Source organism: Enterobacter sp. 50588862 (assembly GCF_001462935.1).
Taxonomy (GTDB): domain Bacteria; phylum Pseudomonadota; class Gammaproteobacteria; order Enterobacterales; family Enterobacteriaceae; genus Enterobacter; species Enterobacter bugandensis.
On record NZ_LNHM01000007.1, the window covers coordinates 492,597 to 516,132 of the forward strand.

21 protein-coding genes and 2 pseudogenes are annotated in these 23,536 nt (G+C 56.5%); 12 read left to right on the plus strand and 11 right to left on the minus strand.

The genetic code is table 11. The features are described 5' to 3' along the window. Nucleotides 1–5: 5 nt before the first annotated feature. Nucleotides 6–1,691: a long-chain-fatty-acid--CoA ligase FadD gene (gene fadD, locus APT89_RS02800; protein WP_072201653.1), complete on the plus strand. Its 1,686-nt coding sequence runs from the start codon at nucleotides 6–8 to the stop codon at nucleotides 1,689–1,691. Nucleotides 1,692–1,762: 71 nt separating this feature from the next. After that, on the plus strand, nucleotides 1,763–2,890 hold the full coding sequence (rnd, locus tag APT89_RS02805) for a ribonuclease D (RefSeq protein WP_120787282.1): 1,128 nt from the start codon (nucleotides 1,763–1,765) through the stop codon (nucleotides 2,888–2,890). A gap of 74 nt (nucleotides 2,891–2,964) precedes the next feature. Here rnd and minE read toward each other — a convergent pair whose 3' ends face one another. From minE to minC, 3 genes are read right to left on the minus strand one after another with little or no spacing between them, the layout of a single operon-like run. Then, nucleotides 2,965–3,234 carry a cell division topological specificity factor MinE gene (gene minE, locus APT89_RS02810; protein WP_060571714.1) on the minus strand — a complete coding sequence of 90 codons (270 nt, stop codon included), beginning with the start codon at nucleotides 3,232–3,234 and terminating at the stop codon, nucleotides 2,965–2,967. Nucleotides 3,235–3,237: 3 nt separating this feature from the next. Beyond that, the gene (gene minD / locus APT89_RS02815; protein ID WP_028013522.1) at nucleotides 3,238–4,050 is read right to left on the minus strand and encodes a septum site-determining protein MinD; all 813 of its coding nucleotides are present in this window, start codon (nucleotides 4,048–4,050) and stop codon (nucleotides 3,238–3,240) included. Between the two features lie 23 nt (nucleotides 4,051–4,073). Continuing rightward, the gene (gene minC / locus APT89_RS02820; RefSeq protein ID WP_028013521.1) at nucleotides 4,074–4,781 is read right to left on the minus strand and encodes a septum site-determining protein MinC; all 708 of its coding nucleotides are present in this window, start codon (nucleotides 4,779–4,781) and stop codon (nucleotides 4,074–4,076) included. A gap of 123 nt (nucleotides 4,782–4,904) precedes the next feature. Here minC and APT89_RS02825 point away from each other — a divergent pair, with 123 nt between their 5' ends. The 3 genes from APT89_RS02825 (at nucleotide 4,905) to APT89_RS02835 (ending at nucleotide 6,421) form a co-directional block, all read left to right on the plus strand. After that, complete coding sequence (locus APT89_RS02825; RefSeq protein WP_041909499.1) at nucleotides 4,905–5,180, plus strand: YcgL domain-containing protein; 276 nt, start codon at nucleotides 4,905–4,907, stop codon at nucleotides 5,178–5,180. A gap of 47 nt (nucleotides 5,181–5,227) precedes the next feature. After that, nucleotides 5,228–5,887, plus strand: coding sequence for a fumarylacetoacetate hydrolase family protein (locus tag APT89_RS02830; protein WP_060571715.1), 660 nt, complete (start codon nucleotides 5,228–5,230; stop codon nucleotides 5,885–5,887). Nucleotides 5,888–5,980: 93 nt separating this feature from the next. Then, on the plus strand, nucleotides 5,981–6,421 hold the full coding sequence (locus APT89_RS02835; RefSeq protein ID WP_041909501.1) for a YcgN family cysteine cluster protein: 441 nt from the start codon (nucleotides 5,981–5,983) through the stop codon (nucleotides 6,419–6,421). Between the two features lie 33 nt (nucleotides 6,422–6,454). Here APT89_RS02835 and dsbB read toward each other — a convergent pair whose 3' ends face one another. Both dsbB and nhaB read right to left on the minus strand, forming a co-directional pair. Beyond that, nucleotides 6,455–6,985, minus strand: coding sequence for a disulfide bond formation protein DsbB (gene dsbB, locus APT89_RS02840; protein WP_028013517.1), 531 nt, complete (start codon nucleotides 6,983–6,985; stop codon nucleotides 6,455–6,457). 46 nt (nucleotides 6,986–7,031) lie between these two features. Next, nucleotides 7,032–8,570 carry a sodium/proton antiporter NhaB gene (gene nhaB, locus APT89_RS02845; protein WP_060571716.1) on the minus strand — a complete coding sequence of 513 codons (1,539 nt, stop codon included), beginning with the start codon at nucleotides 8,568–8,570 and terminating at the stop codon, nucleotides 7,032–7,034. 201 nt (nucleotides 8,571–8,771) lie between these two features. Here nhaB and fadR point away from each other — a divergent pair, with 201 nt between their 5' ends. After that, complete coding sequence (gene fadR / locus APT89_RS02850; RefSeq protein ID WP_028013515.1) at nucleotides 8,772–9,491, plus strand: fatty acid metabolism transcriptional regulator FadR; 720 nt, start codon at nucleotides 8,772–8,774, stop codon at nucleotides 9,489–9,491. A gap of 45 nt (nucleotides 9,492–9,536) precedes the next feature. Here fadR and APT89_RS02855 read toward each other — a convergent pair whose 3' ends face one another. Continuing rightward, the gene (locus APT89_RS02855) at nucleotides 9,537–11,069 is read right to left on the minus strand and encodes a SpoVR family protein (protein ID WP_023293929.1); all 1,533 of its coding nucleotides are present in this window, start codon (nucleotides 11,067–11,069) and stop codon (nucleotides 9,537–9,539) included. Between the two features lie 321 nt (nucleotides 11,070–11,390). On the opposite strand from APT89_RS02855, the gene APT89_RS02865 reads away from it, so the two are divergent. The 3 genes and pseudogenes from APT89_RS02865 to APT89_RS24770 all read left to right on the plus strand — a co-directional run. Beyond that, nucleotides 11,391–12,689: a D-amino acid dehydrogenase gene (locus APT89_RS02865; protein WP_060571717.1), complete on the plus strand. Its 1,299-nt coding sequence runs from the start codon at nucleotides 11,391–11,393 to the stop codon at nucleotides 12,687–12,689. A 9-nt stretch (nucleotides 12,690–12,698) separates the two neighbouring features. Beyond that, nucleotides 12,699–13,769, plus strand: coding sequence for a catabolic alanine racemase DadX (dadX, locus tag APT89_RS02870; RefSeq protein ID WP_028013513.1), 1,071 nt, complete (start codon nucleotides 12,699–12,701; stop codon nucleotides 13,767–13,769). 16 nt (nucleotides 13,770–13,785) lie between these two features. Further along, nucleotides 13,786–13,881 (plus strand): annotated as a pseudogene (locus APT89_RS24770) (hypothetical protein); the annotation flags it as partial. On the opposite strand, the pseudogene APT89_RS02875 reads toward APT89_RS24770, so the two are convergent. After that, nucleotides 13,882–15,549: pseudogene (locus APT89_RS02875) on the minus strand (potassium/proton antiporter); the annotation flags it as partial. It abuts the pseudogene before it with no gap. A gap of 88 nt (nucleotides 15,550–15,637) precedes the next feature. Beyond that, nucleotides 15,638–16,552: a muramoyltetrapeptide carboxypeptidase gene (gene ldcA / locus APT89_RS02880; RefSeq protein WP_060571718.1), complete on the minus strand. Its 915-nt coding sequence runs from the start codon at nucleotides 16,550–16,552 to the stop codon at nucleotides 15,638–15,640. A gap of 106 nt (nucleotides 16,553–16,658) precedes the next feature. On the opposite strand from ldcA, the gene emtA reads away from it, so the two are divergent. After that, entirely contained in the window at nucleotides 16,659–17,270 is a 612-nt protein-coding gene (emtA, locus tag APT89_RS02885; RefSeq protein ID WP_041909508.1) for a membrane-bound lytic murein transglycosylase EmtA, read from the plus strand. Between the two features lie 36 nt (nucleotides 17,271–17,306). Here the strand turns inward: emtA and ycgR are convergent, their stop codons facing one another. Next, nucleotides 17,307–18,038 carry a flagellar brake protein YcgR gene (ycgR, locus tag APT89_RS02890; protein WP_045630797.1) on the minus strand — a complete coding sequence of 244 codons (732 nt, stop codon included), beginning with the start codon at nucleotides 18,036–18,038 and terminating at the stop codon, nucleotides 17,307–17,309. 208 nt (nucleotides 18,039–18,246) lie between these two features. Here ycgR and APT89_RS02895 point away from each other — a divergent pair, with 208 nt between their 5' ends. After that, nucleotides 18,247–18,501, plus strand: coding sequence for a GlsB/YeaQ/YmgE family stress response membrane protein (locus APT89_RS02895; protein WP_060571719.1), 255 nt, complete (start codon nucleotides 18,247–18,249; stop codon nucleotides 18,499–18,501). Between the two features lie 112 nt (nucleotides 18,502–18,613). Then, nucleotides 18,614–20,716, plus strand: coding sequence for a TonB-dependent siderophore receptor (locus APT89_RS02900; protein WP_049138816.1), 2,103 nt, complete (start codon nucleotides 18,614–18,616; stop codon nucleotides 20,714–20,716). A 60-nt stretch (nucleotides 20,717–20,776) separates the two neighbouring features. On the opposite strand, the gene APT89_RS02905 is transcribed toward APT89_RS02900, so the two are convergent. Together APT89_RS02905 and APT89_RS02910 are read right to left on the minus strand one after the other, a co-directional pair. Continuing rightward, nucleotides 20,777–22,462, minus strand: coding sequence for an alpha,alpha-trehalase (locus tag APT89_RS02905; RefSeq protein ID WP_045630799.1), 1,686 nt, complete (start codon nucleotides 22,460–22,462; stop codon nucleotides 20,777–20,779). Nucleotides 22,463–22,564: 102 nt separating this feature from the next. Next, entirely contained in the window at nucleotides 22,565–23,521 is a 957-nt protein-coding gene (locus APT89_RS02910; protein ID WP_047364871.1) for an AraC family transcriptional regulator, read from the minus strand. Nucleotides 23,522–23,536: the final 15 nt, after the last annotated feature.

Sequence of the window (23,536 nt, forward strand, 5' to 3'; positions counted from 1 at the left end):
ATGCATTGAAGAAGGTTTGGCTTAACCGTTATCCCGCAGATGTGCCTGCGGAGATCAATCCTGACCGTTATCAATCCCTGGTGGAATTATTTGAACACTCGGTAAGACGTTACGCAGACCAGCCCGCGTTTGTGAATATGGGCGAGGTGATGACGTTCCGTAAGCTTGAGGAGCGTAGCCGGGCGTTTGCGGCTTATCTGCAGGAAGGACTTGGGCTGCAAAAAGGGGATCGCGTCGCGCTGATGATGCCGAACCTGCTGCAATACCCGGTGGCGCTGTTCGGCATCCTGCGTGCCGGGATGATTGTCGTCAACGTTAACCCGCTTTACACGCCGCGCGAGCTGGAACATCAGCTGAACGACAGCGGGGCGGTGGCGATTGTCATTGTTTCTAACTTTGCCCATACCCTGGAAAAAGTGGTCGACAAAACCCAGGTGAAGCATGTCATCCTGACGCGCATGGGCGATCAGCTTTCCACCGCCAAAGGGACGCTGGTTAACTTTGTCGTTAAATACGTCAAACGTCTGGTACCAAAATACCATCTGCCGGATGCTATCTCCTTCCGGCGCGCGCTGCATGCGGGCTATCGCATGCAGTACGTCAAGCCTGAAGTCGTCTCCGAAGACCTGGCCTTCCTGCAATACACGGGCGGCACCACCGGCGTGGCCAAAGGGGCGATGCTGACCCACCGCAACATGCTGGCAAACCTTGAGCAGGTTAATGCCACCTACGGGCCGCTGCTGCATCCGGGTAAAGAGCTGGTAATCACCGCGCTGCCGCTGTATCACATCTTCGCGCTGACCATGAACTGCCTGCTGTTTATCGAGCTGGGCGGGCAAAACGTATTGATCACCAACCCGCGCGATATCCCGGGTCTGGTGAAAGAGCTGGCAAAATACCCGTTTACCGCCATGACCGGGGTGAACACCCTGTTTAACGCGCTGCTCAACAACAAAGAGTTCCAGCAGCTTGATTTCTCCACTCTGCATCTCTCCGCGGGCGGCGGCATGCCGGTTCAGCAGGCGGTGGCCGAGCGCTGGGTGAAGCTAACCGGGCAATATCTGCTGGAAGGCTACGGCCTGACGGAGTGTGCCCCGCTGGTGAGCGTCAACCCGCACGATATCGACTACCACAGCGGCAGCATCGGCCTGCCGGTCCCGTCGACGGAAGCAAAGCTGGTGGATGATGAGGATAACGAAGTTCCTCACGGCGAGCCGGGCGAGCTGTGCGTCAGAGGGCCGCAGGTGATGCTGGGTTACTGGCAGCGCCCTGATGCGACCGACGAAATCATTAAAGACGGCTGGCTTCACACCGGCGATATTGCGGTGATGGATGACGAAGGCTTCCTGCGCATCGTCGATCGCAAAAAAGATATGATCCTGGTCTCCGGCTTCAACGTCTATCCGAACGAAATCGAAGACGTGGTGATGCAGCACAGCGGCGTGCTGGAAGTGGCGGCGGTGGGCGTTCCTTCCGGCAGCAGCGGTGAAGCGGTGAAGATATTTGTGGTCAAGAAAGATCCTTCTCTTACCGAGGAAGCGCTGATAACGTTTTGTCGCCGTCAGCTGACGGGCTATAAGGTGCCGAAGCTGGTGGAATTCCGCGATGAGCTGCCGAAATCCAACGTCGGGAAGATATTACGACGAGAATTACGTGACGAAGCCCGTGCCAAAGTAGACAATAAGGCCTGAGCTTCACGTTAATCGCCCAGACGCCGGTTAAGCCGGCGTTTTTTATGGGCGCAAACAAAAGAGAATCCGATTTGAATTACCAGATGATCACGACCAACGACGAGCTGGCTTCGCTGTGCGAAGTGACGCGCGACTTTCCTGCCATCGCTCTGGATACCGAGTTTGTCCGTACTCGCACCTATTATCCACAGCTGGGTTTGATACAGATGTACGACGGTAAGCACGTCTCGCTGATCGACCCGCTCGGCATTACCGACTGGGAGCCGATGCGTGACCTGCTGCTGGATACTGCGGTAACGAAATATCTGCACGCGGGCAGTGAAGATCTGGAAGTCTTTCTTAACACCTTTGGCATCATGCCTCAGCCGCTGATTGATACGCAGATCCTCGCGGCGTTCAGCGGTCGTCCGCTGTCGTGGGGCTTTGCCGCCATGGTGGAGGAGTACACGGGCCTGACGCTAGATAAAAGTGAATCCCGGACCGACTGGCTGGCGCGTCCGCTTACCGAGCGTCAGCTGGAATATGCGGCGGCAGACGTGTTTTACCTGCTGCCGATTGCCGGACAGCTGATGAAAGAGGCGGAAGCCTCCGGCTGGCTCTCTGCCGCGCTGGACGAGTGCCGTATGACGCAGCAGCGTCGCCAGGAAGTGGTTGACCCGAAAGAGGCCTGGCGTGATATCACCAACGCCTGGCAGCTTCGCACGCGTCAGCTGGCCTGCCTGCAGCTGTTAGCGGACTGGCGTTTGCGTAAAGCGCGTGAGCGCGATTTGGCCGTGAATTTTGTGGTGCGTGAAGAGCATCTCTGGGCGGTCGCGCGCTATATGCCGGGCAGCCTGGGCGAGCTGGACAGCATTGGCCTTTCCGGCAGCGAGATCCGTTTCCATGGTAAAACCCTGTTGGCGCTGGTCGCCAAAGCGCAGGCGCTGCCGGAGGACGCACTGCCTGAGACGCTGCTGAATCTCATGGATATGCCGGGCTATCGTAAAGCATTTAAGGATATCAAAGCGCTGGTGCAGGATGTCGCAACGGAAAGCAAGCTGAGCGCTGAACTGCTGGCGTCACGCAGACAAATTAACCAGCTGCTGAACTGGCACTGGAAGCTGAAACCGCAGAATGGCGTGCCGGAACTGATGGCTGGCTGGCGCGGGGTATTGATGGCCGATCGCCTGAATACCTTGCTGGAAGGTTATCCGCGATAAAAATATGCCGGGCGATATACCCGGCATATTCTCCCCGGTGGCGCTGCGCTTACCGGGGCTACGACACCAGGAACCTACAGACGCGACTCTTCCGCTTCCGGAAGCGTTACGTTCAGCTCCAGAATCGAAATATCCCCGTCCTTTTGCTCCAGCTGTACGGTGACCATCTCCGGGTCAATCTGCACATACTTACAGATCACTTCCAGGATGTCCTTGCGCAGCTGCGGCAGGTAGTGAGGCTCGGCGTCGCTACGACGACGCTCCGCAACGATAATTTGCAGGCGTTCTTTTGCGATGTTGGCGGTGCTTTTTTTCCGCGAGAGAAAAAAGTCCAGTAATGCCATAACTTATCCTCCGAACAGGCGTTTGAGGAAACCTTTCTTCTCTTCTTCAATGAAGCGGAAAGGACGTTCTTCTCCCAGCAGACGGTCAACGGTATCGGCGTAAGCTTTACCTGCATCTGCCGTTGTATCAAGGATCACGGGCTCGCCCTGGTTAGAGGCGCGTAACACGGACTGGTCTTCCGGGATAACGCCAACCAGTTTAATGCGCAGGATCTCCAGCACGTCTTCCATGCTCAGCATGTCACCTTTGTTTACGCGACCCGGGTTATAGCGGGTCAGCAGCAGGTGCTCTTTGATCGGATCCTGGCCATTTTCCGCACGGCGGGATTTGGAGGCCAGAATACCGAGAATACGGTCGGAGTCACGCACGGAGGAGACTTCCGGGTTGGTGGTGATGATCGCTTCATCAGCAAAGTAGAGCGCCATCAGGGCACCGGTTTCAATGCCGGCAGGGGAGTCACAGACGATAAAGTCGAACTCCATTTTTTTCAGCTCGTCGAGCACCTTTTCCACGCCTTCACGGGTCAGGGCATCTTTATCACGCGTCTGAGAAGCCGGAAGAATGAAGAGGTTCTCGGTGCGCTTGTCTTTAATCAGCGCCTGGTTCAGCGTGGCATCGCCCTGAATGACGTTCACGAAGTCATATACGACGCGACGCTCACATCCCATGATGAGGTCGAGGTTACGCAGACCGATATCGAAGTCGATAACGACGGTTTTCTTTCCCTTCTGGGCCAAACCAGTAGCGATGGCCGCGCTGGAGGTGGTCTTGCCAACGCCTCCTTTACCCGAAGTAACAACAATAATGCGTGCCATAGAAATTCCTTGTTAAAAAGGGATTAATTCAACGGTTGAACGGTCAACGCGTCGTCTGCCAGAAGCAGGCGAGCCGCTTTGCCATAAAATTCGGCTGGGATCTTGTCGCTCAGCCAATATTCACCTGCGATGGACACCAGTTCCGCCGTCAGGTGAGTACAAAATATTTGCGCGTCCCGATCGCCACTTGCGCCCGCGAGCGCACGTCCACGCATCATACCGTAAACGTGAATATTGCCATCTGCAATAAGCTCTGCGCCAGCACTGACGTGGCTTGTAACAATTAGATCACAGTTTGGCGCATAAATGCGCTGACCGGAACGAACCGGCACATCAATCATTCGCGTTTTTGTGAGAGCGGTAACGTTTTGCGCCGCAGGAGGGGGCGTTTGTACGGCAGCGGGTGCTGCACGTGGGGTTTTTTCTTTGCCTTCATTAAGAAGAGGCAGCCCCGCACGGTCGATTTCCGCTTTCAACTCGGGATCTTTGCAGCCGCTGATGCCGACAATACGCAGCCCGGTAGAGGAGACCGCCTGCTGGAGACGTGTCCAGTTAACCGGCGCCTCAAGACCGCTGACGTTGATGACGACGGGGGCGTGCTTCAGAAAGGCGGGAGCCTGGGCGATTTTGTCTTCTAACGCCTGACGAATAACCTCGGGTTTTGCATCATGCAAATGAACCACTGATAAGGTGAAGCTACTGCCTTTAAGCTCGATGGGCGTGTTTGACATCCTGGCCTTACTCAATTTGCTATTAACCGCAACCATTCGCTGCGATATTCCGAAGAGTATCAGGCATGTTATAGTCAGGAGTATATTGAGGCAAGCAACCACCGATTAATTCAGAGTAAAAACATGTTTTGTGTGATCTACAGAAGTACAAGCCGTGACCAGACCTATCTTTATGTCGAAAAGAAAGACGATTTTTCACGCGTGCCGGAAGAATTAATGAAGAACTTTGGCCGACCACAGCTGGCGATGCTGCTGCCGCTGGACGGCCGTAAGAAACTGGTGAATGCCGATCTGGAAAAAGTGAAAACGGCATTAGCCGAGCAGGGCTATTATTTACAGCTTCCACCGCCGCCTGAGAATTTATTAAAACAGCACCTCGAGGCGTCCGGGAAAAAATAGCCTCAGCTGTTTTCGGGCATAACACATCAACCGATTAGGGGTCGAGCATGTATCAACATCATAACTGGCAAGGTGCATTACTGGATTATCCCGTCAGCAAAGTGGTCTGCGTGGGCAGCAACTATGCGAAGCATATTCAGGAGATGGGCAGCGCAACCCCAGAAGAGCCGGTCCTGTTTATTAAGCCCGAGACGGCGCTATGCGACATCCGCCAGCCGCTGGCGCTGCCGCAGGGGCTGGGGTCGGTGCATCACGAAGTAGAGCTTGCCGTGCTGATCGGCGCCACGCTGCGCCAGGCTTCCGAAGAGCATGTCGAGAAAGCGATTGCCGGCTACGGCGTGGCGCTGGATCTGACCCTACGCGACGTGCAGGGCAAAATGAAGAAGGCAGGGCAGCCGTGGGAAAAAGCCAAAGGCTTTGATAACGCATGTCCGATTTCAGGGTTTGTTCCGGTGAATGAATTTACCAACGATCCGCAGGACACTCCGCTCAGCCTGAAGGTTAACGGCGAGATCCACCAGCAGGGCACCACGGCAGATATGATCCACAAGATCGTGCCGCTGATCGCCTACATGAGCCGTTTCTTCACCCTGAAGCCGGGCGATGTGATCCTCACCGGCACGCCGGAAGGTGTGGGCCCGCTCGCCAGCGGCGATGAGCTTGAGGTCGGTTTTAACGGCCTGTCGCTAAAAACCCGCGTGCTGTAACCGCATCTTGCCGCCTGCAAAGGGCGGCAAAACTTGCAACCACGTGCCAGACTCGTTATAAGGTGCGCTTTCTTTTGACGTGTGGACATCCTGATGAACGACATTCCTTTCTGGCAAAGCAAAACTCTTGACCAAATGACCGACGCGGAGTGGGAATCGTTGTGCGACGGCTGCGGGCAGTGCTGTCTGCACAAGCTGATGGATGAAGACTCCGATGAGATCTATTTCACCAACGTCGCCTGCAGGCAGCTGAACATTAAAACCTGCCAGTGCCGCAACTACGAACGCCGCTTCGAGTTCGAGCCGGACTGCATCAAGCTCACCCGTGAAAATCTGCCGACTTTTGAGTGGCTGCCGCACACCTGCGCGTATCGCCTGCTGGCGGAAGGGAAAGAACTGCCGAACTGGCATCCGCTGCTGACGGGCTCAAAAGCGGCGATGCACGGCGAGCGTATCTCGGTACGCCACATTGCGGTGAAGGAGTCCGAGGTACGGGACTGGGAAGATCACATCATGAATCACCCTAATCGGTGATAATAAAAAACCCGCCGGGGCGGGTTTTTGCTTTTACCTTCCAAACAAATCGCGTTTCTTCGGTTTGAACGGCTGAGCAATCAGCACCAGCAGCGCCACGACGAAGTAGGCCACAAAAATGCCCACCAGCCACTGCGGCATCTCCAGCGTCAGGAATTCCCACTGACGTACGGAGCAGTCACCGGATGCGACAAACACCTGCGGAAGCCACTTATCCAGCGGCAGCCAGCTCGGGAAACGGGCGGCGAAATCACAGGTCATAAACGGTGACGGATGCAGCTGCATCATGGTGTGCTGCCAGGAAAGCTCAATCCCTTTCCAGGCGCTGTACAGCCAGATGGCAATACCCACATAGCGCAACGGCGTTTTTGGGGCAATTGCGCCCACCAGGCCTGCACCCATAATGCCGAACAGCGCGCAGCGCTCGTAGATGCACAGCACGCAGGGCTTGAGTCCCATCACGTGCTGGAACCACAGCGCAACCATTTCCAGCGCAAAGGCGGTCAGGGCCATCAACAACCACGCTCCGCGACCGCGGGAGCACTGGTTTAAAAATCTCAACATAATCATTTCCCTGGAACATGCTTAGAAAGCGCAGTGTAAACGAATTTTAATGCGCCGCAAGTATACCCGCTTGTAGCAGCCATTGCGTACAGGGAACGAGAGTAATTTTGATGCACAGCAAACCAACAACGGTGAGCACCAGCGTGTACGGCAGCGCCATCCAGACCATTCTTCCATAAGAAAGCCGTATGAGCGGCGCCAGCGCCGAGGTCAGCAGGAAGAGAAATGCCGCCTGGCCGTTCGGTGTTGCAACGGAGGGCAGGTTTGTTCCGGTGTTGATGGCCACCGCCAGCAGGTCGAACTGCCCGGTGCTGACGCTCCCTTGCTCCATCGCCGCTTTGGCCTCATTGATATACACCGTCCCGACAAAGACGTTATCGGAAATAGAGGACAACAGACCGTTAAAGAGATAGAACAGCGTAAGCTGCGAGTCCGGCGAGGCCTGAAGCACAAACGCGATAATCGGTGCGAAAAGGTGTTGGTCAATAATCACCGCCACGACCGCAAAAAAGACCGCCAGCAGCGCGGTAAACGGCAGGGCTTCGGTAAAGGCTTTACCAATAGCATGTTCGTCCGTTACCCCGCTAAAGGTGGTGGCAAGAATAATGACGGAGAGGCCAATCAACCCGACTTCGGCAAGATGCAACGCCAGCGCGGCGATAAGCCAGACGCCGATGATCCCCTGCGCAATCAGACGCAGCGTCTCCTGGCGCGTACGCTGTTTGCGGCTCTGCTCGTCAAATTTATGCAGTTCTTTGCGGACCGGTTCAGGCAGCTGTGCGCCGTAGCCGAACAGCCTGAATTTTTCGACCAGAATGCAGGTCGCTAACCCGCAGACCAGCACAGGCACGCTGACGGGGGCCATGCGCAGGAAAAACTCGCCAAAATGCCATTCAGCCGCTTTCGCGATGATCAGGTTTTGCGGCTCGCCCACCATGGTCATCACGCCGCCCAGCGCCGTACCGACCCCTGCGTGCATCATCAGGCTGCGCAGAAACGCGCGGAACTGTTCCAGCACGTCGCGGTTATGCGCCTCGACGTGGCTATCGTCCTGTAAATCCTCACATGGGCGAGAGGAGGCCACGCGGTGATAAATGCCGTAAAATCCGACGGCGACGCTGATCACCACCGCGACAACGGTGAGCGCATCCAGGAAGGCCGACAGAAAGGCGGCGGCAAGGCAAAACGCCAGCGAGAGGATCGTTTTTGACGTAATGCTCAGCAGCAGGCGGGTAAAGATAAACAGCAGCAGCTGTTTCATAAAGTAGATACCGGCCACCATAAAAATGAGCAGCAGTAGCACTTCCAGATTGGAGGCCAGCTCTGCTTTTACATGCTCTGCGGACGTCATGCCGATGACAACGGCTTCAAATGCCAGCAAACCGCCGGGCAGCAGGGGATAACACTTCAGCGCCATGGCCAGGGTGAAGATAAATTCCGCCACCAGCAGCCACCCGGCGATAAACGGATCCACGCTAAAAATGATGGGATTAACGACCAGGAAAACCAGCAGTATCAGTTTGTACCAGTCAGGAGAATGACCTAAAAAATTGCGCCACAGCGCGCGCCCAAAAGAAATTTCCACAACAGACGTCCTTCCCGTTAAGTAATACAAAACATCAGTATACGCAAAAATCGCGGCCCGGAGGCGGATAAGACCGCATTGTAAATTTCACAAAAATGAAACGGCGATCCCTCTTTTCTCACTTTGCCGCGCTACCTGCCGTTGCACGCCTCTGGTATGATGAGTCCAATTTGCAAAAAGCTGTGTAATGGAAATCTCACTATGGTCATTAAGGCGCAGAGCCCGGCGGGTTTCGCGGAAGAGTACATCATTGAAAGCATCTGGAATAATCGTTTCCCTGCGGGGTCCATTCTTCCGGCTGAACGCGAACTCTCTGAACTGATTGGCGTCACTCGCACCACGCTGCGTGAAGTGCTTCAGCGACTGGCGCGTGATGGATGGTTGACGATCCAGCACGGCAAGCCAACAAAGGTAAACAACTTCTGGGAAACCTCGGGGCTGAACATTCTTGAAACGCTGGCGCGCCTCGACCACGAAAGCGTGCCGCAGCTGATTGATAATCTGCTCTCCGTGCGCACCAACATCGCGACTATTTTTATTCGTACCGCTTTCCGTCAGCATCCTGAAGATGCGCTTGCGGTGCTGGCTAGCGCGAATGAAGTTGAAGATCACGCTGACGCCTTTGCCACCCTCGATTACAACGTGTTTCGCGGCCTGGCGTTTGCCTCCGGCAACCCGGTTTACGGCCTGATCCTCAACGGTATGAAAGGGCTCTATACCCGCATTGGTCGTCACTACTTCGCTAACCCTGAAGCCCGCAGTCTGGCGCTGGGCTTCTACCATAAGCTGAGCAAGCTCTGCACCGAAGGCCTGCACGATCAGGTATATGAAACCGTACGCCGCTACGGCCACGATTCCGGTGAAATCTGGCACCGTATGCAGAAAACGTTGCCGGGCGATTTAGCGATTCAGAGTCGCTAAAATAAAAAACCTCTCAATCGAGAGGTTTTTTTTCGCCCGGTGGCGCTACAGCGTATTCAACCGCGCCGGGCAGCGTTCCAGCAGCTCCACGCTGCCGTCCTCATTCTGCTGCTCCAGCTGCACGTCAAAGCCCCACAGGCGGTGCACGTGCTTCAGCACCTCTTTACGTCCTTTATCCAGCGGCGCGCGGTTGTGCGGGATATAGCGCAGCGTCAGGGAGCGGTCGCCGCGCAGGTCCACGTTCCACACCTGAATATTGGGTTCAAGGTTGCTCAGGTTGTACTGGGAGGAGAGGCGGGAGCGGATCTCCCGGTACCCTTCCTCGTTGTGGATCGCGGAGATCTCCAGATAGTTGTTGCGGTCATCGTCCAGCACGGTGAAGAAGCGGAAATCGCGCATGATCTTCGGCGACATGAACTGGCTGATAAAGCTCTCATCCTTAAAGTCGCGCATCGCAAAATGCAGCGTTTCCAGCCAGTCAGAACCGGCGATATCCGGGAACCAGTACTTGTCCTCTTCCGTTGGCGACTGGCAGATGCGCTTAATATCCTGGAACATCGCAAAGCCCAGCGCATACGGGTTAATCCCACTGTACCACGGGCTGTTGTAGGGCGGCTGGAACACCACGTTAGTATGGCTGTGGAGGAATTCCATCATGAACCGCTCGGTGACTTTCCCCTCGTCATACAGATGGTTGAGGATGGTGTAGTGCCAGAATGTTGCCCAGCCTTCGTTCATCACCTGGGTCTGTTTCTGCGGATAGAAATACTGGCTCACCTTACGCACGATACGCAAAATCTCGCGCTGCCACGGCTCCAGCAGCGGGGCGTTCTTCTCCATAAAATAGAGCAGGTTTTCCTGCGGCTCGGACGGATAACGACGCGCTTCGGCAATCGTTTTTTCCTCCTCACGCTTCGGCAGGGTGCGCCACAGCATGTTCACCTGGCTCTGCAGATACTCCTCGCGGCTTTTCTGCCGGGCTTTCTCCTCCTGCAGTGAGATTTTCTGCGGGCGTTTATAGCGGTCCACGCCGTAGTTCATCAGCGCGTGGCAGGAGTCGAGCAGCTTCTCTACCTCGTCCACGCCGTAGCGCTCTTCGCAGTCGGTAATGTATTTACGGGCGAAGATCAGGTAATCGACGATGGAGCTGGCGTCCGTCCAGCTGCGGAACAGATAGTTATTTTTAAAGAAGGAGTTATGGCCGTAGCAGGCGTGCGCCATCACCAGCGCCTGCATGGTAATGGTGTTCTCTTCCATCAGATAGGCGATACACGGGTTGGAGTTAATGACGATCTCATACGCCAGCCCCTGCTGGCCGTGCTTGTACAGCCGCTCCGTTTCAATGAATTTTTTACCAAACGACCAGTGCGGATAGTTGATCGGCATCCCGACGCTGGAGTAAGCGTCCATCATCTGTTCGGAGGTAATCACCTCAATCTGATGGGGATAGGTATCCAGGCGATACAGTTTTGCCACCCGGTCGATTTCGGCGAGGTAGACATCCAGCAGCTCGAAGGTCCAGTCGGGTCCATCGCTCAGACGTGTGTTGTCCTTGTTCAGGGAATCAATAGTAGCCATTAGCGCGCCCTCGTTGTGGGTGCTCTCTCTGTCTGGAGAGCCTCCTTTCAAGCATAGATCAACGTGTTAAAAAGCGTGCTGGCGCAGAAATTTTTTCTTTGCGATTTCCCGTTTTTGATACGGCAAAAAAAGCGCACTCATCAGAATTTTATGCTGGTTAAAAATAAAGCTCAGCAGGAGATCCCAAATTATCCCTGTCCCCTGATGCTGGGGGATGTGTGAGGTAAGTCACCATAAAAAAGTCGTATGTTGAATAATATTTTCAACTAGGTTATCAATCTGTAATTAGATGATTGTTCTTTTGCTCATAATGGAGTGGCTATGCGTGTTGTCATACTGGGAAGTGGTGTCGTTGGCGTAACCAGCGCCTGGTATTTAAGTCAGGCGGGACATGAGGTTACCGTTCTCGATCGTGAATCCGGCCCGGCGCTTGAAACCAGTGCGGCAAATGCCGGTCAAATCTCTCCTGGCTATGCGGCCCCGTGGGCGGCGCCCGGCGTGCCGCTGAAGGCAATCAAATGGATGTTCCAGCGCCACGCGCCGCTGGCCATCAGCCTTGACGGCACGCAGTTCCAGCTGAAGTGGATGTGGCAGATGCTGCGCAATTGCGACACCCGGCACTACATGGAAAACAAAGGGCGCATGGTGCGTCTGGCGGAATACAGCCGTGACTGCCTCAAAGCCCTGCGCGCGTCGACGGGGATTGAGTACGAAGGCCGTCAGGGCGGCACGCTGCAGCTGTTCCGCACCGAGCAACAGTATGAAAACGCCACCCGCGATATCGCCGTGCTGGAAGATGCCGGTGTACCGTATCAGCTGCTGGAAGCCAGCCAGCTGGGGCAGGTGGAACCCGCGCTGGCCGAAGTGGCCCACAAGCTGACCGGCGGTCTGCGTCTGCCGAATGACGAAACCGGCGACTGTCAGCTCTTTACCCAGCGTCTGGCGCACATGTGCGAGCAGGCTGGGGTGAAATTCCGCTTTAACACCTCTGTCGACAAGCTGCTGTCGGAAGGCGAAAAAATTTACGGCGTGAAGTGCGGCGACGAAGTGATAAAGGCGGATGCCTACGTGATGGCGTTTGGTTCCTACTCCACCGCCATGCTGAAAGGCATCCTCGATATTCCGGTCTACCCGCTCAAGGGCTACTCATTGACTATCCCGGTGAAAGAGGAGAGCGGGGCGCCCGTGTCAACCATCCTGGATGAAACCTACAAAATCGCCATTACCCGCTTCGATAACCGTATTCGCGTCGGCGGCATGGCGGAGATTGTCGGCTTCAACACCGAGCTGCTGCAGCCGCGTCGTGAAACGCTGGAGATGGTGGTGGGCGATCTCTTCCCGCGCGGCGGGTTTGTGGAACAGGCGACGTTCTGGACCGGCCTGCGTCCGATGACCCCGGACGGCACGCCAATCGTGGGCCGCACGCCATACAAAAACCTGTGGACCAATACCGGACACGGCACGCTCGGCTGGACGATGGCCTGCGGCTCGGGCCAGCTGCTGAGCGACCTGATTTCCGGGCGCACGCCGGCAATTCCGTTTGACGATTTAAGTGCTGCGCGCTATCAATCAGGATTTACGCCATCGCGTCCTCAGCACCTGCACGGCGCGCATAATTAAGGAGTTGTCATGTCCCGTCCTGTTCTGGCTCAGCTGGATCTGCAGGCCCTGAAGGAAAACCTGCAAATTGTTCGCCGGGCAGCACCTGGTTCGCGCGTCTGGTCAGTCGTCAAGGCAAACGCCTACGGCCACGGTATTGACCGTATATGGAGCGCGCTCGGCGCGACCGACGGTTTTGCGTTACTGAATCTCGAAGAGGCCATCCTGCTGCGCGAGCGCGGCTGGAAAGGACCTATTCTGCTGCTGGAGGGGTTCTTCCACGCGGACGATTTGCCGCTGCTGGATAAGTATCGCCTGACCACCAGCGTTCACAGCAACTGGCAGATTAAAGCCATTCAGGATGCGAAGCTCCACGCTCCGCTGGATATTTATCTCAAGGTGAACAGCGGCATGAACCGCCTGGGCTTCCAGCCCGAGCGGGTGCATACGGTCTGGCAGCAGCTGCGTGGCCTGAAAAACGTTGGCGAAATGACGCTGATGGCGCACTTTGCCGATGCGGAAAAACCGGACGGCATTGCTGATGCTATGGTCCGCATTGAGCAGGCGGCTGAAGGGCTCGATTGTCCGCGCTCCCTGTCGAACTCGGCGGCGACGCTTTGGCATCCTGAAGCCCACTATAACTGGGTGCGTCCGGGGATCGTTCTGTACGGTGCATCACCCTCAGGCCAGTGGCAGGATATCGCCAACAGCGGCCTGAGGCCGGTCATGACCCTGCGCAGCGAGATCATTGGCGTGCAGACGCTGAAGGCGGGCGACACGGTAGGCTACGGCAGCCGCTTCCGGGCGAAGGGCGAGCAGCGGATTGGCATCGTCGCGGGCGGTTATGCCGACGGCTATCCGCGTATCGCGCCGACCGGCACGCCGGTTTGGGTGGATGGGGTGCGCACGGGCACGGTGGGGACCGTCTCAATGGATATGCTGGCCGTTGACCTGACGCCATGCCCGCAGGCGGGCATCGGTTCACCGGTCGAGCTGTGGGGCAACGAAATCAAAATTGATGACGTGGCGGCCGCGGCGGGAACGGTAGGGTATGAACTGATGTGTGCCCTGGCACCAAGAGTGCCGGTTGTGACGGTGTAACTTGTATCTTTGCCGGGTGACGCGAAGCCGCCACCCGGCAAAAAAACTACTCCGCTTCCTCTTCCATCGGCCTCAAACCGACCTTCCGCACCGCGTTATCTTCTTTTTCTGCCACCGTCCAGATCATCCCGGCAAACTCCACCTGGTCACCCACAACCGGCGCAGCGCCAAGCCGCTGCTGAATGATTTCGCCCAGCGTTTGCGGGTTATCACCGTCTTCTGCACCTTCATCCAGGCCATAAATGAGCGCCACATCCGCAAATTTGGCGCTGGCTTCCAGAATAAAATCGCCGAAGAAACGCTGGTCCAGCGCCACGGGAGGCGACTGGCTGAACAGCTTGCCCAGCGCGGGCAGGTCGCGCTCGCGGCCAATGACGCACAGAATATCCCCTTCGCGCAGGCGGGTGCTGCCGGTCGGGTGCAGCAGGACATTATCGCGGAACAGGGCGGCAATACGCGTTTCAGTCGGCATGTGCAAATCGCGCAGCGAGGCCCCCACGCACCATTTATCGGCGCTCAGCTGATAGACGAACTGCTCCCACGGGTTTTCCGGGTGAATGTCCAGCCCTACGCGGGAGACCGGCCAGCCTACGGGCGGCACCACCACTTTGGCCTTTTTCGCCGCCCACCCGAGCGACGTGCCCTGGAACAGCAGAGAAATCAGCACCACGAAGAACGCCACGTTGAAGAACAGGCGCGCGTTGTCGAGACCGGCCATCATCGGGAACACCGCAAGGATAATCGGCACCGCGCCGCGCAGGCCGACCCAGCTGATAAAGACGCGCTCGCGCAGGTTAAAGCCGCGAAACGGCAGCAGGCCTGCAAATACGGAGAGCGGACGGGCGAAGAAGATCATCCACGCCGACAGCAGCAGCGCCGGAACGGCGATCGGCAGCAGGTCCGACGGGGTCACCAGCAGGCCCAGCACCAGGAACATGCCGATTTGCGCCAGCCACGCCAGGCCGTCAAAGTTCTGCAAAATAGCATGACGGTTGCGAATTGGGCGGTTGCCCATCAGGAACCCGCAGAGGTAGACGGCGAGAATACCGCTGCCGTCCAGCGCGGTGGTAACGGCAAAAATGAGAATGCCGCCGCTCAGCGCCAGCAGAGGGTAAAGCCCCGAGGGCAGAGAAATGCGGTTGATCGTCTGCTGTAACAGGTATCCCCCCGCCAGGCCGATGACAATCCCCAGCCCGAACTGCTGCAGAATATGCAGGGCAAACATCCAGCTCAGGCCCGTCTCGTGCTGCTGGATCATCTCTATCAGCGTGATGGTCAGGAACACCGCCATCGGATCGTTACTGCCGGATTCAATCTCAAGCGTTGAGCCAACGCGTTCGTTAAGCCCTTTACCCCCAAGCAGGGAAAAGACCGCCGCCGCATCGGTAGAGCCAACGATCGCGCCAATCAGCAAGCCTTCCATCAGATTGAGATTGAAAAGCCATGCGGCCATCATCCCGGTGAGGCCGGAGGTGATCAACACGCCGACGGTCGCCAGCGACAGCGCAGGCCCTAAGGCCACGCGGAAGGAGCTCGCCTGAGTGCGCATCCCGCCGTCGAGCAGGATCACCGCCAGCGCGAGGTTACTCACCATGTAGGCGAAGGGATAGTTATCGAAGGGGATACCGCCGATGCCGTCAACGCCGGCCAGCATGCCGATGGCCAGGAAAATAACAAGAATGGGTATGCCAAGACGCGATGAAAATGAACTTAATAAAATACTGCTGGTTACAAGTACAGAACCCAAAATGAAAAGGCTGATTATCGCTGCGGCATCCAATGTTCTCTTACTCCCACCTCAATGTTAACGCTGTTACTAAAACCCTAACATATTAACAACGGCAACAGCGTTTTATTAAGGGGGTTTTTTATGCTTTTATGACCGGATGACCGCCGATCGTTAACCGACTACCCGAAACATCATGTGTAAGCGTCGCCTGCGCGCCCAGCGCAAGGGTAACGGTCTGCTGTTCATGGCCAAAATCCAGACCGGTGATAACCGGAATATCCAGCCGCGAGCGGATGAAATCGACCATCGTTTCCAGGGAGTAGCCTGCATCATAGTCATTCGGGGCAGAGCCGCTGAAGCTGCCCAGCACGATCGCGGACTGGCGATCGAGAATACCGGCATGATAAAGCTGCAATAACATACGCTCGACGCGGAACGGATGTTCGTTAATATCCTCCAGCACCAGAATGCCGTCCTTGATTTGCGGCATCCACGGCGTGCCGATGAGCGAGACCAGCATCGCCAGGTTACCGCCCCAGAGCTGGCCCTCACACTCCCAGTGCGGTCCATTGCCTTGCCATTCCACGCTGTAGGTGGGATTGCGCAGCGCGCGCCAGAAATGCTCCATGGTGAACGCGTCCAGTTCCGGCGCGCCGAAGTTACCGGCCAGCATCGGGCCGCTAAACGTGATGACGTTATGCAGCGCCAGAAGACCAAGCTGGATGGCGGTAAAATCGCTGTGGCCGCATATCAGCAGCGGATCCTGCTGCTGGCGCTGTGCCAGGCCCTGCCAGTCAATGCTCTCAAGCAGCCTGCTCGCACCATAGCCGCCGCGCACCGCAAGGACTATTCGGTTTTCGCCCTTCAGGTTCACCAGGCTATTGATATCATCCAGCCTCTGCGCTTCTGTTCCGGCAAAACGCTGCTGGCGGCGGGGGATAATTGTCTGATTTTCTACCTGATGGCCGGATTCCAGTAAGCGCTGAACGCCCCGCTGCGCCGCGTCCTGGTTAATACAGTAGCCCGATGGCGCGATGAGATGAAACTGAGACATGGCAATTCCTTGCTGAATGAGAAACTAATTGTCTATATCATGCCGCGTATACGCCGCCTGCTTCAAGGGCGGCGCACCGCGATGACCGGCTATAAGGATAGATGACGTGAAATTGAGATGGTTTGCTTTTTTGATTGTTTTGCTGGCTGGCTGTAGTTCAAAACATGATTATCAAAACCCGCCCTGGAACCCGGAAGTGCCGGTGAAACGGGCCATGCAGTGGATGCCGATCAGTGAACAAGCCGGGAAGGCATGGGGCGTCAGCCCGCGGTTGATCACCGCCATTATTGCGGTGGAGTCCGGTGGCAATCCTACGCTTGTCAGCAAATCCAACGCGGTGGGGCTGATGCAGCTGAAAGCCTCTACGGCGGGGAGAGAGGTCTACCGCTATATGGGCTGGAGCGGCCAGCCGTCGACCAGCGAGCTGAAGAACCCGGAACGCAACATTTCTATGGGGACCGCTTACCTGAGCATTCTGGAACACGGCGTGCTGAAGGGCATTGAGGATCCGGAAGTGATGCAATACGCGCTGGTGGTCTCGTACGTGAACGGCGCCGGGGCGCTGCTCAGAACCTTCTCCTCTGACCGCAAAGAGGCGATTGAGGAGATCAACGACATGGACAAAGATGAGTTCGTCGAGCATGTGGCGAAAAATCATCCGGCACCGCAGGCGCCTCGCTATATCTGGAAAGTACAGAAAGCGATGGATGCCATGTAATGCCGCAAACGGGCGGCGCTCGCTGCCCGACTTTTCCTACAGAACCTTATTCGCACGTTCCCGTGCTTCACGCTCCAGCGAGTAGATAATGCGCTGCAGCTCGCGTTCAGCGCCCGGTCCGACGTTCAGAAAACGGAAGCTCAGACGCGGCGTGGTAATCGTTTCATTTTTGCTGTCCACCACCGTGCGCTCGCTGATGGCAATCAGCTGTGCATCGAAATAAAAGCGGCCCCAGCCCGCCATATCCAGTTCAATTTGCGTGAACCGCATGCCTTCTACCAGACCCTCCGGCTTCGGGGTATCCATCAGCGCGCCCATTCCACCCAGCGACAGGTCAAAGAGACGGAAGCGGATCTCTTTTTTGTCCGGCATTTTAGCCTTACAAAAATAGGCAGGATGAAGCGGGGCGCTGATGCGAAAATATTCACGACGCTGGACAAACCAGAGGTTGCCAGGAAGGGGGGTAACAAAAGCAGGAAGGCCCTGGTACTCGCTCAATTCCAGTCGCGGCAGGACAAATTCCACTTTGGCCCCATGGGTTTCGGCCATGACCACGATATTCTCTGCTTTCAGCGCCGCGCGGTTTTCATACTCCTGGCTACCCAGATCGATAACCAGTCGCTCCTGCGAGACGTCAAGGATCTTACTGATGAACTGATTATTCGACCAGCTGATGCGCAGCGGCACTTCGCCTTTTTGCAGGTCGCGTAATACCCCTAATACAGCCAGCGGATTTTGCTTGAGGAACTGCTCACTGTAATGACTCACGCCGGATGGCTCCTTGATTGATGACAGACTGTCTTAGCGTTATCGGCAATCCACCCTCAAACTTAATACAAACCGGTGAGATTTTTTTTACTGTTGTCCGCCGGATAAGTCGGTGAGACGAAACTGGTTTTCCGGTGATGACCTATACTTAAGTTAGCTGTGCAGAAGGTTTTCTGCACATGCGTTTAATCTGCAAGAGGGCATTGCTATGGGTATCATCGCCTGGATTATCTTTGGCCTTATTGCCGGCGCTATCGCAAAACTGATCATGCCGGGAAACGATGGCGGCGGCTTTATTCTGACCTGCGTACTCGGGGTCGTTGGTGCGGTTGTAGGCGGCTGGCTGGCGACGATGTTTGGTTTTGGTGGTGACATCAGTAGTTTCGACATGCACAGTTTCCTGGTCGCTGTCGTGGGAGCCATTGTCGTGCTGGGCATATTCAGATTACTGCGACGAGCATAAAATGACAGAACGGCTCTCTGCGGAGGGCCGTTTTTTTTGCCGCTATATTGATTTGCTAATCTAAATGATAATAATTGTCGTTCCGTATTGCATGTAATCACAAGACGACATTATGAACTCCTCACGTTTTACGTTATGCACCCTGGCGGGTGCCGTCACGCTGGCATTGCAGGTCCAGGCTTTCGCCGAAGAATCAACCATTGTCGTCACGGGCTCAGAGCAGGGCAGCGCGCTGCCGGCCTGGACCAACAGCGCCACCAAATCGGCCGTTGCCGAAAGTAAAACGCCGCAGGTTATCAACACGCTCTCTGCGCCGGAGATCGAAAAGCGTCACGCGAACTCCGTGAATGAAATCCTGCGCTATGCCCCAGGCGTCTCAACCGAGGTGCGGGGGAATACCTCCTATATGAGCGAATACAAAATTCGTGGCTTTACCGTTGATCAGGAGTTTTACAACGGACTGCAGCTACCCTATAACGTCACCGGCAACACCAAGGCGCGCATCGATCCGCTGTTAATAGAGAGCGTCGATATCCTGAAAGGGCCTTCATCGGTGCTTTACGGCGGCGGTTCGCCGGGCGGGCTGGTAAATATTCAAAGCAAAAAGCCGCAGCGGGAAGCCCGAACCGAGGTCGGTTTTAACACCGGGAACCGTAATCTGAAAGAAGGCTACCTTGATTCGACCGGACAAATTGCCGACAGCGACTGGAATTACCGCCTGCTGGGTAAGGCGACGGAGAATGACGATCAGCCGCACACCAGCCGCTATGAAAATTATCTGGTCGCCCCGTCCGTTACATGGCAACCCGACAGTAAAACCCGCCTCACCCTGGATGCGCTGGCGCAAAACTCCCCGAGCCTGACGCCGTCTAACCCGCTGCCGCTCGCTTATCTGCGGTCCAAATATGCCGATCGCCGGGATTACGCCGGAGATGAGTGGAGCGGGTTTAAGCAGCGGCAGTGGATGCTGGGCTACAGCTTCGAACACGAGTTCGACAGCGGCTGGGGCTTTAATCAGAAAGCGCGCTATTTCGACGTCGATACCCACCAGAACAGCGTCTACGCGACGGGAACGGGAAGTGAGGTCTATCAGCTTAACCGCTTTGCCTATACCACCGATGAAGATCTTAAGAGCTTCAACATCGACAACCAGGTGACTAAAACCGTTGCGCTGGGCGACTGGAAACACCATCTGCTGGCCGGGTTTGACTATCAGAGGCTGAACTCTCATTTCCACTACCGCTACGCGTCGACTACGCCGGGCATGGATATGCGTAATCCGGACTATTCGCAAATCCACGAAAGCGCGCTGGGGCTTTACACCGCCCAGAAAAACCGCCTCAGCTATCAGCAGAACGGGTATTACCTGCAGGATCAGGTGGAATTTGGCGGCTTAAGTTTGTTGGGCAGCCTGCGCTACGACGATTACCGCTCCGTCACCACCGATTACCTGCAAAACGGCGATAAGGCCTGGGTATCGCAGGATCGCGTTACCAAACGCCTGGGGGCGCTTTACGCCTTCGATAACGGTATTTCGCCGTTTATCAGCTATTCAGAGGGTTTTGCACCGGTCTCGCCGCAGGGGACGCTCACGGCGAAAGACGTCAAGCCAACCACCAGCAAGCAGGTGGAAGGCGGGGTAAAATATCTGCTGGCAGAGTACGCCACGACGTTTACCGCCTCGGTGTTTAACATCCGGCAGAAAAACGTCGTCACCTCCGACCCGGGCTTCCTGAACTACCGTCAGACTGGTGAAGTGGAATCCAAAGGCGCCGAGCTCTCCGCCATCAGCCGCCCGACGGACAACCTGACGCTGATTGCCAACTATGCCTACACCCACGTAATTAATACCGAAGATGATAAATACCAGGGCAAGCGTCCCACTCAGGTGCCGGAAAATGCATTCAACCTGTGGGGGGACTACACCTTCGAGAGCACGCCGCTGAAGGGGCTGATGCTGGGCGCCGGGGCGCGCTATACCGGGCCGATGGAGATTTCACCGTCTAACGATGCGGGTAAGCTGGGGGGCACTACGCAGTACGATCTGGCGGCGTCGTACCGGATGGGCGAAATTCTGCCTTCGCTGGCGGGGCTGACGCTTAAAGCGAGTATGCAGAACATCACCAATAAAGAGACGCTGACCTGCTACGATGCGACTAACTGCTGGATTGGGCGTGACAGGACGTATCAGCTAGGGGCGAGTTACAGCTTCTAAATCCCTGTGAGTTCAAAATGAAGGCCGGGTAAGGCGTAGCCATCACCCGGCAATACTCCCTTACTGCGCCGAAGCTTTCACCGGCGCAGCCTCATCATTCGCCGCAGGCTGATTTTCCGGCACGCTGTCGCACGGTTTCTCTTTCGGACAAACCAGATCCAGCATTTTCAGCGTCACGCCGTTACTCCAGCCGAACCCATCCTGGAGCGGATATTCACCGCCGCCACCGCCGGTTCCGGTAGAAGAGACATCATACTTCTCCACCAGCTTCTTCTCGCGGTCGTAAGTGTGCTGAACGTTCTTCAGGAAGCGCCAGGTCACGTCCATTGCAACCTTATCCTGCCCATAGTTCTGCAACCCTTCCGTTGCCACCCACTGCAGCGGTGCCCAGCCGTTTGGCGCATCCCACTGCTGACCGCTGTTGATGGTGGTGGTGGTAATACCACCCGGCTTCAACAGGCGCGCGGAAGTGGCCGCGGCCACTTTATCGGCGCGATCCTGTGCCGCCGCCTTCACGTAGAGCGGGAAGAGGGCTGCCGCCGTGAGCTGGTTACGCACCTTCTTACTCTTGAGATCGTAATCGGCGTACCAGCCCTCTTTATCGTTCCACAGGTGGCGCTCAATGGCTTTTTGACGCGCGGTTGCTAATGCCTCGTATTTACTCGCCGCCGCGCTGTCGCCCGCCTCCTGGCCTGCTCGCGCGAGCAGTTTTTCCATTTTAAACATCAGGGCGTTCAGATCGACGGGCACAATGCTGGTGGTGCGGATGGTGCCGAGCTTTTGCGGGTCGTCCATCCAGCGGGAGCTAAAGTCCCAGCCCGAGGCCGCTGCGGAGCGCAAATCGCGGTAGATCTCCGTCGCAGGCCGGTTAGGGTTGCTCTTCGCCGTGGTGATATCGTCAAGCCAGGACTCCGGGCGCGGGGTATCGCGATCGTCCCAGTAGCGGTTGAGTACGGAACCGTCATCGAGCTTCACCACGCGCTGGTTAGCCTGCCCTGGCTGAAGGCTTTCTACACCCTCCATCCAGTAGGTGTACTCTTTTTCCATTTGTGGACGGTATTTTTTCAGCGCGTCTTTGTCATGCGTCGCCAGCAACTCAACCATCAGTGAGAAGAACGGCGGCTGGGAGCGGCTCAGGTAGTAGCTGCGGTTACCGTTGGGGATATGGCCGAAGGTATCAATCTCATACGCAAAGTTATCCACCATATCGCTGATTTTGTCCCAGTGATCGCTCTCCGCCAGGCCCAGCATGGTGAAATAGCTATCCCAGTAGTAGACCTCGCGGAAGCGCCCGCCGGGCACAACGTAAGGTTTCGGTAACGGCAGCAGGGAATCCCATTTGTTACTGGCTTTATCCGTGGTGCGCGTCAGCACAGGCCAGAGGTCGTCAATGTGCTCACGTAAGCTTTGTCCCGCAGGCGGCACATATTTTTCACCTTCCGCAGGCAGCGTGAAGTTCATCTCCACAAAGTGGCGCAGGTCAAAGCTTGTCTGGGTGTGCTGCATCCGGTAATCCGCCAGAATCATCAGCGGGTCGCTTTTGGGAACGGCATCGGCAAAGGTTTTCTGATCGGGAAACAGTTTGGCACTCTGCACGTCGTTAAACAGAGGGCCCAGTAAAATATCGGGTGAAGTTGTCTGGGCGGTGGGGCTATCGTCGGCATATCCCAATGTCGTTACGCCGAGCAGCGCGCCACCTAACGCAAGGGGCAAAAAGGCGGGGCGTAGTGTACGAGGTCTTATCATGAGTTCGTCTCCTGTCTTCACTAAACAGCGTGACCGCTGTTGTCAATCACCTGAAAACCTTAGACGAATATTGCCCGCTTCGCGTTAAATATTGCCGCGCTATCAGACCTCTTCCGGCGTCTGACCGGCTTCCCGCAGCGTGCCCGGCGCATGGCCAATGATGCGCTTAAAGGCCCGGCTAAACGCCGCCAGCGATCCGTAACCCAGCCTAAGTGCGACCGTTTCAATCGGCTGATTTTCGTGACGAATGTACTGAATCGCCAGCCGCATTCTCAGTTCGCTGAGATACTTTGCCGGGGTCGTCCCCGTCGCGGCCAGAAACCGTTCGGCAAACACGGAGCGTGAGGTGCCCGCTTCTTTCGCCAGATCCGCCACGCTCCAGTTCAGGCCAGGCTGCTGGTGCATGGCGTAAATGGCCCGGCTCAGGCGCGGGTCGCGTAAAACCTGCACCCAGCCGGTAGCTTTACCGCAGCCGCCCTCAACCCAGCCGCGCACAATTAACGCCGCCACCACATCAGCCAGTCGGGCAAGGATCCCGGCGAACCCGGCCTGACGGGTCATGGATTCTCGCTCCATCGCCGCCAGTAGCGGATGAATTTCCGGCCAGGTGGACATCAGCCGGCTGACCATCATCACTTCCGGCATTGCTTTGATCAGCGGCTGCATCCCGCCGAGCTCAAAATCCATACACCCGCTAAAGATGATGGTGTTCTCGCTCTCCGGACAGGGCTCGCAGGTAATGGCGCACACCGAGCCGCAGATAGGTTCGCTCGGAAAAGCGTTCACCGGGGTAATGGCTGCCTGCGCGTCAGAGAGCAGGGCGTGGGCATTCCCGCCAGGAATAAACAGCGCGTCGCCGCCGCTCAGTTCGAAGGTCGCACCGCTCTCCATACGCAGCAGGGCGCTACCGTGGCTCACAAAATGGAACTGCGCCTTACCGGGCGCCTGGTGGAACGCCACGCCAAACGGCGCGCTGGCTTCAATCCGTCGGTATTTCACGCCCGACAGGCGCATGCCGCGTAAGAGTTCGCTGATCAAATCGGGGGACTGAACGGTCATGGCGCAACTCCGGAC

Excerpts from the sequence above, each read along its gene's own strand:
- minE (WP_060571714.1), bottom strand. The coding sequence starts at position 3,234 with ATGGCATTACTGGACTTTTTTCTCTCGCGGAAAAAAAGCACCGCCAAC.
- minD (WP_028013522.1), bottom strand. The coding sequence starts at position 4,050 with ATGGCACGCATTATTGTTGTTACTTCGGGTAAAGGAGGCGTTGGCAAG.
- minC (WP_028013521.1), bottom strand. The coding sequence starts at position 4,781 with ATGTCAAACACGCCCATCGAGCTTAAAGGCAGTAGCTTCACCTTATCA.
- APT89_RS02825 (WP_041909499.1), top strand. The coding sequence starts at position 4,905 with ATGTTTTGTGTGATCTACAGAAGTACAAGCCGTGACCAGACCTATCTT.
- APT89_RS02830 (WP_060571715.1), top strand. The coding sequence starts at position 5,228 with ATGTATCAACATCATAACTGGCAAGGTGCATTACTGGATTATCCCGTC.
- APT89_RS02835 (WP_041909501.1), top strand. The coding sequence starts at position 5,981 with ATGAACGACATTCCTTTCTGGCAAAGCAAAACTCTTGACCAAATGACC.
- dsbB (WP_028013517.1), bottom strand. The coding sequence starts at position 6,985 with ATGTTGAGATTTTTAAACCAGTGCTCCCGCGGTCGCGGAGCGTGGTTG.
- fadR (WP_028013515.1), top strand. The coding sequence starts at position 8,772 with ATGGTCATTAAGGCGCAGAGCCCGGCGGGTTTCGCGGAAGAGTACATC.
- APT89_RS02855 (WP_023293929.1), bottom strand. The coding sequence starts at position 11,069 with ATGGCTACTATTGATTCCCTGAACAAGGACAACACACGTCTGAGCGAT.
- APT89_RS02865 (WP_060571717.1), top strand. The coding sequence starts at position 11,391 with ATGCGTGTTGTCATACTGGGAAGTGGTGTCGTTGGCGTAACCAGCGCC.
- dadX (WP_028013513.1), top strand. The coding sequence starts at position 12,699 with ATGTCCCGTCCTGTTCTGGCTCAGCTGGATCTGCAGGCCCTGAAGGAA.
- ldcA (WP_060571718.1), bottom strand. The coding sequence starts at position 16,552 with ATGTCTCAGTTTCATCTCATCGCGCCATCGGGCTACTGTATTAACCAG.
- APT89_RS02895 (WP_060571719.1), top strand. The coding sequence starts at position 18,247 with ATGGGTATCATCGCCTGGATTATCTTTGGCCTTATTGCCGGCGCTATC.
- APT89_RS02900 (WP_049138816.1), top strand. The coding sequence starts at position 18,614 with ATGAACTCCTCACGTTTTACGTTATGCACCCTGGCGGGTGCCGTCACG.
- APT89_RS02905 (WP_045630799.1), bottom strand. The coding sequence starts at position 22,462 with ATGATAAGACCTCGTACACTACGCCCCGCCTTTTTGCCCCTTGCGTTA.
- APT89_RS02910 (WP_047364871.1), bottom strand. The coding sequence starts at position 23,521 with ATGACCGTTCAGTCCCCCGATTTGATCAGCGAACTCTTACGCGGCATG.